This is a genomic window from Noviherbaspirillum sp. (assembly GCF_035944575.1).
GTDB lineage: Bacteria > Pseudomonadota > Gammaproteobacteria > Burkholderiales > Burkholderiaceae_D > Noviherbaspirillum.
Window position 1 is genome coordinate 1 of sequence record NZ_DASZBA010000048.1, and the last position, 9,235, is coordinate 9,235.

The following is a 9,235-nucleotide window of genomic DNA, read 5'->3' on the forward strand; positions in this document are numbered from 1 at the left end:
CAATAGCCTCACCTCCCGCTCCTACGAAGGCTCGTCGGTCGTCATCATCGAATTCAACCTGACGGTCGACCCGGCCGAGGCGGCGCAGGATGTACGTGAAAAGGTTGCGCTGGTCCGCCCCCTCTTCCGCAGGGAGGTGAAGGAGCCGCGGGTGATGCGCTACGACCCCGCCAGCCAGCCAATCTTTTCCGTATCGGTCAGCAACGATCCATCCGGCCGCGAACGCAATCTGCGCGAGCTGACCACCATTGCCGACCAAGTGGTGAAGAAGCGTCTTGAAAACGTGCGCGGCGTCGGCTCGGTCACGCTGGTCGGCGGCGTAAAGCGCGAAATCAACATCTATGTGAAACCGAACGAGATGGAGTCGCTCGGCATCGGTGTCGATCAGGTCATCAACGCTCTGCGCAGCGAAAACCAGGAATTGCCAACCGGCGCCATCCGGTCGTCTTCCAATGAACAGGTGGTGCAGATCCGCGGGCGGGTGAAGGACCCGGCTGACTTCGGCCGCATCATCGTCGCCCGCCGTGGCGGCCAGCCGGTGACGCTGTCTCAGATCGCCACCGTGGTCGACGGCCAGCAGGAACAGGAAAGCCTGGCGATGTACAACGGGCAACGCACGCTGGCGCTTGCCGTCCTGAAAGCCGAAGGCGAAAACACGATCGACGTCGCCGATGGCCTGAAGGCCGCACTGAAGGAACTCGAACCGACAATGCAGGCGCTGTATCCCGGCGTGAAACTGGACGTGATCCGCGACAGCTCGCGCCAGATCCGTGTCGGCGTCGAGAACGTCCGCCAGACGCTGATCGAAGGCGCGGTACTGACCGTGCTGATCGTGTTCCTGTTCCTGAACTCCTGGCGCTCGACGGTGATCACCGGCCTGACGCTGCCGGTGGCGTTGATTGGCACCTTCCTTTTCATGGACATGTTCGGATTCACCATCAACATGATCACGCTGATGGCGCTGTCGCTATGCGTGGGCCTGCTGATCGATGACGCGATCGTGGTGCGGGAAAACATCGTGCGCCACGCCGGCATGAAAATCAACGGCCGCTACAAGGACCACAAGACCGCATCGCTCGAAGGCACCGCCGAGATCGGCCTGGCGGTGATGGCCACCACCTTCTCGATCGTTGCGGTGTTCCTGCCGGTCGGCTTCATGGGCGGCATCATCGGGCGCTTCTTCCACCAGTTCGGCATCACCGTCACGGCAGCCGTGCTGATCTCGATGTTCGTATCCTTCACGCTCGATCCGATGCTGTCGTCGGTGTGGCGCGACCCGGACATCCACGGCGGCAACCGCAACGGCGGCTGGTACGACAAGACGATCGGCCGCGTGCTGCGCCAGTTCGAGCGTTTCGTGGACTGGTTGTCGGCCACTTACCAGGTGCTGCTGAAATGGTCGCTGCGGCATCGCAAGGCCACGGTGGCGATCGCGCTGGCCAGCTTCGTCGGCGGTTTCGCCATCCCCGTCACCGGCCTGATCGGCAGCGAATTCGTGCCGCAGGCGGACTATTCGGAAACCGGCGTGGTGTACTACACCCCGGTCGGGTCGTCGCTGGAATTCACCGAGACCAAGGCACGCCAGGTCGAAGCCGTACTGCGCGAATTCCCGGAGGTGCGTGATCTCTACACCACCATCAACACCGGCACCGCCCAGGGGAAAAATTATGCCACCACCTATGTGCGCCTGACGCCGCGCGACCAGCGCGAGCGCAGCACCAAGGAACTAAGCGTGCCGCTGCGCGATCGCCTGACGCAGATTGCCGGCATCAGCATCACCCATATCGGCTCGCTCGAAGGCGTCGGCGGCGATACCAAGCAGATCCGGCTGTCGCTGCTTGGTACCGACCTGGAGGAACTGGCACGCCTGTCGGCCCTCGCGCAGGAAAAGATCAATGCCGTTCCCGGTGTCGTCGATCTCGACTCCAGCCTGAAACCCAACAAGCCGACCATCGCCATCGAACCGAAGCGCGACATCGGCGCCGACCTCGGTGTCGGCGTGGGCCAGATCGGCAATGCCCTGCGTCCCTTGCTTGCCGGCGAAGCGGCCAGCAGTTGGCGCGCGCCGGATGACGAGAACTACGACGTCAACGTGCGCCTGGCGCCGTCCGACCGCAACAATATCGACGACCTGTCGCGGCTGATGCTCACCAGCGGCCAGACCAACGCCGACGGCTCGCCGAGAATGGTGGCGCTGCGCCAGGTCGCGACCATCGCGCCGTCCACCGGCGCCAACCAGATCAACCGGCGCGACCTGAACCGGGAGGTGGAGCTGTCGGGCAACGTCGTCGGCCGCTCGGCGGGCCAGGCCAGCGCCGATATCAAGGCGGCGCTGGACAGCATCAATTGGCCGGCCGGCTACCGTTACCAGATAGGCGGCTCCGCCAAGAACATGCAGGAGTCCTTCGGCTATGCGTTGTCGGCGCTGGCGCTGGCGGTCATCTTCATCTACATGATCCTGGCGTCGCAGTTCGCCAGCTTCCTGCAGCCGCTGGCGATCATGTCGTCGCTGCCGCTGACGCTGATCGGCGTGTTCCTTGCACTGATGTTCTTCCGCTCGACGCTGAACCTGTTCTCCATCATCGGTTTCATCATGCTGATGGGACTGGTGACGAAGAATGCGATCCTGCTGGTGGATTTCGCCAACCAGGCGCGCAAGGCCGGCGCGGAGCGCGGGGCGGCGCTGCTGGAAGCGGCCCACGTGCGTCTGCGGCCCATCCTGATGACGACGCTGGCGATGGTGTTCGGCATGATGCCGCTGGCCTTCGGCATGGCGGAGGGTTCGGAACAGCGGGCGCCGATGGGCCAGGCCGTCATCGGCGGCATCATCACCTCGTCGCTGCTGACGCTGGTCGTGGTGCCGGTGGTGTACACCTACCTCGACGACCTGGCGGAATGGGCGAAGCGCAAGTTCGGCGGCGCTTCGGTATCCGGGCACGGCAGCATAGAGGCGGTGCCGCAGTCAAAAAACGATGATGTCATTTGATAGAATAGCCGGTTGTTTCCCTCTCCATTCCAACCCATCGAGTCGCAAAAAAATGAATATCGAACAAGCCCGTTTCAACATGATCGAACAGCAAATCCGCACATGGGATGTGCTGGAACCCGACGTGCTCGAACTGCTGATGGTCGTCAAGCGCGAAGGCTTCGTGCCGGAAGCGTACAAGAACCTCGCCTTCGTCGATACGGAGATCCCGCTGCCCTGCGGGCAATGGATGTTCGCGCCCAAGATGGAAGCGCGCATTCTGCAGGAAGTCGCGGTGAAAAAGCATGAGAACGTGCTGGAAATCGGCGCCGGCTCCGGCTACATGGCGGCACTGCTGGCCCACAAGGCCCGCCACGTCACCACGGTCGAGATCGAACCCGAGCTGAAGGCGATGGCGGAAAAGAATCTCGCCGCCAATGGCGTCACCAATGCGGAGGTTGTGCTCGGCAACGGCGCCCAGGGCTGGACCGCCGGCGGCCCCTACGATGTGATCGTGATCTCCGGTTCATTGCCGGTGCTGCCGGACGCCTTCCTGCAGCAGGTGAAGGTCGGCGGCAGGATTTTCGCCATCGTCGGCGAATCGCCGGTCATGTTCGCCCAGCTCATCACCCGCACCGGCAACACAACCTACGACACGCGCACCGTTTTCGAAACCGATATCCGGCCGCTGCGCGAAGCCTTGACACCGTCCCACTTCAAATTCTGAGATCCGATATGCAAACCATGACCGCCCCCGAACTCGCCGTCTGGCTGGCGGACGAAAACCGTCCCAAGCCCCTGCTGCTGGACGTGCGGGAGCCTTGGGAATTCCAGACCTGCCATATCGAGGGTGCGGTACCGATGCCGATGAATACTGTGCCGGCCCGCATGCAGGAACTGGACGAGGATGCGGCCATCGTCTGCATCTGCCATCACGGCGCGCGCAGCATGTCGGTCGCCGCCTTCCTTGAACGCAACGGGTTCGCCAATGTGATCAACCTGACCGGCGGCGTCCATGCCTGGGCGCAGCAGGTCGACGGCTCGATGCCGACTTATTAACTTTCGTTATCAACCCCCGCACGGAGAAATCAATGCGCAAGCCCCTCATCGCCGCCCTTCTCGCCGGCGCGTTTCTGTCGCTCAATGCGTCCGCGGACGACCTGCTGCAGGTGTACAAGGAAGCGCTTGTATACGATGCGCAGATCGCCAGCGCTCGCGCGGCTCTCGAAGCCGGGCAGGAGCGCGAGGTGCAGGCGCGTGCGGGGCTGCTTCCGACGGTGGCGCTGTCGGGAAGCTATAACCGCAGCGATCTGAATGCACGTTCCGGCGGCATCACCACCGACCGCAACTTCAATGCGAAGGGCTATACGCTGTCGATGTCGCAGCCGCTGTTCCGGCTGGCCAACTGGGAAACCTACCAGCAGGGGAAGCTTTCCACGGCGGTGAGCGAAGCGCAGTTCGCGCAGGCGCAGCAGGATCTGATCGTGCGCGTGGCGCAGGCCTACTTCGACGTGCTGGCAGCACAGGACGCGCTTGCGACGGTGGAAGCGCAGAAGACCGCGATCACCGAACAGCTTGCACTGGCGAAACGCAGCTTCGAGGTCGGCACCGCAACCATTACCGACACCCATGAGGCGCAGGCCCGCTTCGACCTGTCGCTGGCGCAGGAAGCGGCGGCCCGCAGCGAACTGGAAATCCGGCGCGCCGCCTTGCAGCAGATCATCGGTCGCCAGGCCGGCGCGCTGGCGACCCTTCGTCCCGGCGTGAAAATCAATGCGCCGGAGCCGGCCGCCATCGAACCGTGGGTGCTGAGCGCAGAGCAGCAGAACTTCAATGTGCTGAGCCAGCAACTCGCGCTGGAAATCGCACAGCGGGAAATCAAGCGCAACCGCGCCACGCACTACCCGACCGTCGACCTGGTGGCCAGCCGAAGCTACAACGACCAGACCGGCACGGCGCTGAGCCCGACAGGCTCGGTCTCCAACAACAATGCGGTCGGCGTGCAACTGGCGATCCCGCTGTTTTCCGGCTTTGCCATCACCAGCCGGGTACGCGAAGCCATCGCCCTCGAAGACCAAGCGCGGGCCAACCTGGAGAACATACGCCGCACGGTCGCGCAGGGTGCCCGCCAGGCGTTTTTCGGCGTGAATTCAGGTCTGGTCCAGGTACGGGCGCTGGAAGCAGCGGAGATATCCAGCCAATCCGCGCTGGAATCGAACCGGCTCGGCTACCAGGTCGGCGTGCGCATCAACATCGACGTGCTGAACGCGCAGCAGCAGCTATTCACCACCCGCCGCGACCTGTCGAGGGCGCGCTATGACACGATCGTCAACGGACTGCGGCTGAAGTCCGCGGCCGGCACGCTGAAGGAAGAGGATGTGGTGCTGGTGAATTCCTTGCTGACGCAGTAGCACCAGCATTACTTAACAGCACAACTTGCATCCTCGCAGGTTGTGCCTCATGCAGTTGAATTCCGCCTGGACACTGCCGGAAAAGAGGGTGCCGGAGCGGATAAAGAGGCAAAATGTGTCTAAGCGGAAGCGAGTGGATTTCGATTCCCGCTTTGGTGGGCTCTCTTTCAAAATGGTGTGATTTTGCGCCGGTGGAGGGTAAGATTTCACCGCTCTGGACTTCCCTCACACGTCGTTTATGTCGCAGCCGCTTCCCTTTCCGATCCGCAAGGAATGCCCGCCCGGAGCATGCGTGTGCAAGCGCGACGATCTATTGAACGATCCCCAGGGCGATCTGCGTATCCTGCGGTTGACGAACCAGGAAGAAAAGAAGCTTCTTGAACGCATCGAAAACATTTCCAGCTACGACGATCTGAAGCATATGCAGCAGCGCATGCATGCACTGCTCGGGATCGTTTTGGAAATCTCCCCGGGAGCGCGTGAGGTACGCACGGTGCGGGGCCTCAATATTCAGGTGCAGGAACTTCCCGGACTCTGCCGGAAGACCCGGCAGTCCATTCCTGCAGCCGTCCGCAGGTGCCTCGAAAAGAATCCGGAAATCGCGTATGCGATTCTCGATGCCCATGACCTCTTCGGCGACCGCTGAACCGGCGCCTATCCTGCCGGTTCGGATGCATGGCCATGTTCAACCCCACAAAAAACCGCCCTCATCTTCTGACGAAACATGAGGGCGGGCGATTTCATGAGGCAATCAGGCGGTCGGACGTTCAGTTCCTTCCGTGCCATCCCTTCAGGCCGATCACGGTTCCTTCACGGCGCTGATCCGCGCCGCCGTACTGTTTGCCGTTCCGTGGATCGATGACGACGCCCTGCACCGATCCGATCCGCGAATTGCAGGTCGGCACGCCATTGACGACCGGCACCTGGTGTCCCAGCGCGACCAGCCGCTGCAGCGTTTCGGCGGAGAAGCCGCTTTCGCAGGTGATTGCGCCGCCTGCGCTGGTGACCGAGAACCGGGGCGCATCGATTGCCTCCTGGATCGTCATGCCATGGTCGATGAGATTCAGGGTCACGTTCAGCACCGAATTGATGATGGTGGCACCGCCCGGCGAGCCGTAGGCGGCAATCGGTCTGTCTTTCCAGAAGAGCATCGTCGGCGACATCGAGGAGCGTGGCCGCTTGAACGGCGCGACATCGTTCGCGCCCGGATTGCCGGTCGCCTCGTTCCGTGCAGGCGTGAAGTTGAAGTCGGTCAGCTCATTGTTGAGGAGGAAACCGTAGCCCGGGACGATGATGCCGGTACCCCAGGTATTTTCGATCGTCGTGGTATACGAGACGACATTGCCGTGCTTGTCGACGACGGAGAAGTGCGTGGTATGCACGCCTTTTTCCTCTTCCTTCGGTGCGACCGGAATGCGGGTGGACGCCGTCACCGTTTCCGCATCGCATGGCAGCGGATTGCCGGCGGTGGCTGTCGCCAGCCGCTGATCGGGATTGATGAGCGGCTTTCTCGTATTGACATAGCAGGACGAGATCAGGCCGCGCTTCGGCACCGGGACGAAGTCTTCATCGCCCATCCAGACGGCACGATCGGCGAATCCCAGGCGCATTGCTTCCGTCATGACATGCACGGTGCGGGCCGAACCAAAGCCGAATCCCTGCGAAGCATCGCCGATGGGAAACTGTTCCAGCATCTTCAACATCTGTATGACGGTGAGGCCGCCGGAGGAAGGCGGCGACATCGACTTGACGGTCACGCCGCGATACGTACCCTCCACGGGTTTGCGCAGTGCCACGTCATACCGCGCGAGGTCTTCCAGGGTCATGCGGCCGACACCGGCTTCGCCCAGCGCGGGGTTGGTACGTCGCTGCGCATCGACGATCGCCTTCGCGATCTCGCCTTTGTAGAACACGCTGCTGCCTTGTCCTGCGATCAGACGGAATGTCTTGGCGAGATCTGGCTGCGTCAGCAGATAGCCTTCCGGCAGCGGATCGCCGTTCGGCAAGCGGAATACCGCGCGTGTCTCGGGCTGCAGGGCAGTCCGTTCATTATCAATATCGGCGGCCAGGAAGCGGTTGACCCGGAAGCCGCTTTCCGCGAGGGCGATGGCCGGCTCCAGTGTTTTGGCGAGGCTCTTGGTGCCCCATCGTTTAAGCGCTGTTTCGACGCCGAGCACCGTGCCCGGCACCCCGACCGAGTGGCCGCTGGTGGATGCATTGGCGAACGTCTGGTTCAGGAACATGTCCGGCGTGGCCGCAGCCGGGGCGCGCTCCCGGGAATCGACGATGAATGTTTCGTTCGTCTTGGCAAGATAGATCATCATGAAGCCGCCGCCGCCGATGCCGGAGAACTGCGGTTCGACGACATTAATGGCGAACTGGATCGCCGCGGCGGCATCGATGGCGTTTCCACCCTCCGCCAGCATCCTGGCGCCGGCTTCCGCAGCCAGCGGATGGGAAACCGCGACGACGCCCTTGCGGAAGCCGTGCTCGTGATCATGCTCATGTTTGTGATCGTGCGCCCTTGCCTCGGTCTGAGCGGCATTCGGCGTGTTGTCGGCATGTGCGAATCCGGCAGTCAGTGCCGCGACCGCAAGTGGTATCGTGCCAAGCATACATAGCAGTTTGGTTTTCATATCGTCTCTCTCATATTCATCCCGGAAATAGAAGCCTGTAATCGCGATGCAGGTCACAAGCACGTTGCTGATGCCCTCCCTTTTTGTCATGCCGGCATCCGCTGTACCATTCCGTATCACGCGGTGTCATGCATGCATCGCTCGCTCGCGGGAGTCAGCGGCTCCAGGCTGGGCGAAGAATTCGATAGAGATGCGCTTGGCGCGCACGAAATTCATTGGTGCTGCAGACCTCGATTCTGTTTCGACACGTGCGTCGGTTCCGTAGATCAAGCCGAGTACCGGACTTCGACAATCACGTGCAGCAGTGAACCGCTTGTTGCGATGAGATGGCATACAGTGCGACAAGCCACCGGGACAAGGCATCCTGCAATGACGTGCTTCAGGCGAGGAAATGAAAGTAAGTCGATAAGCTGCCGCTGTTAGGTTTCCTCTTTACGGTACCGCGTTTAATCATTGCGGCTTTGAGCGGGATCAATCACGGCAGGCATGCGGCGATGGCGCGTGGAATTTCAGGCATGCGACGAAGCGCACCGCCATGCGCAAGCAGCAAATCTCCTGTTGGCATCGACATTCCGAAGCACCTGATGAATTGCGCGATGCAATGTCCATTGCCACCACACCATTTGTCCGGCACCGATCACTGCTTGCGTATCAAGCGTCTTGTGTTCCTTCTCTACAATCCCGGGAGGATGATGACGGAAGAATCTTTTGCTTTCGCAGGTCAAGTTTGAATAGGTGACCCGCGATAATCGAATTGAAGGCGATGCGGAAATGTGCGCGTGATGAAACGATGATGCCGGGTTTGAATTAACGACCGATAGCCACATTCATATACGGCAACGCAAAGCCTTTCAAAGCTCTGGCATTGTTGCAACGTTTTGCGCCGGAGGTTGTCAATAAGTCGGTTTCACTTCTTCTCGGCCGCTGCTTTTTTCTAATTAATTTTGAATAACCCTAGCAATACAACTCCTGCGTTTCTTAATGGTGGCGGCACATTAGGCGCCCTGATGCGCACCCATGACTGGCATACCTCTTCATTGGGACATCCAGCCACATGGCCCCAGTCCTTGCGGAGTATCGTGGAGCTGCTGCTCAGCAGCAAATTTCCGATGTTCGTGGCGTGGGGTCCGCAGTTAAGCTTTCTCTACAATGATGCGTACTCCGAGATCCTGGGTGCAAAACATCCCTCTGCGCTGGGGAAACGTTTCCGCGACATCTGGTCG

At 61.2% G+C, this 9,235-nt stretch carries 6 protein-coding genes; 5 read left to right on the forward strand and 1 reads right to left on the reverse strand.

Annotation, left to right across the window (positions count from 1 at the left end):
* The 5 genes from VGU61_RS02850 to VGU61_RS02870 form a co-directional block, all read left to right on the forward strand.
* The coding region (locus VGU61_RS02850; protein WP_326857592.1) for an efflux RND transporter permease subunit at positions 1 to 2,986 on the forward strand (2,986 nt) is incomplete at its 5' end.
* 52 nt (positions 2,987 to 3,038) lie between these two features.
* Positions 3,039 to 3,692 (forward strand): protein-L-isoaspartate O-methyltransferase, encoded by a 654-nt coding sequence (locus tag VGU61_RS02855; RefSeq protein WP_326857593.1) that lies wholly within the window; start codon positions 3,039 to 3,041, stop codon positions 3,690 to 3,692.
* 8 nt (positions 3,693 to 3,700) lie between these two features.
* A complete protein-coding gene (locus tag VGU61_RS02860) occupies positions 3,701 to 4,024 on the forward strand; it encodes a rhodanese-like domain-containing protein (protein WP_326857594.1) in 324 nt (107 codons plus the stop codon).
* A gap of 32 nt (positions 4,025 to 4,056) precedes the next feature.
* Positions 4,057 to 5,376: a TolC family outer membrane protein gene (locus tag VGU61_RS02865; protein WP_326857595.1), complete on the forward strand. Its 1,320-nt coding sequence runs from the start codon at positions 4,057 to 4,059 to the stop codon at positions 5,374 to 5,376.
* Between the two features lie 238 nt (positions 5,377 to 5,614).
* Positions 5,615 to 6,022 (forward strand): hypothetical protein, encoded by a 408-nt coding sequence (locus VGU61_RS02870; RefSeq protein ID WP_326857596.1) that lies wholly within the window; start codon positions 5,615 to 5,617, stop codon positions 6,020 to 6,022.
* Positions 6,023 to 6,143: 121 nt separating this feature from the next.
* On the opposite strand, the gene ggt is transcribed toward VGU61_RS02870, so the two are convergent.
* Positions 6,144 to 8,012 (reverse strand): gamma-glutamyltransferase, encoded by a 1,869-nt coding sequence (gene ggt / locus VGU61_RS02875; protein WP_326857597.1) that lies wholly within the window; start codon positions 8,010 to 8,012, stop codon positions 6,144 to 6,146.
* Positions 8,013 to 9,235: the final 1,223 nt, after the last annotated feature.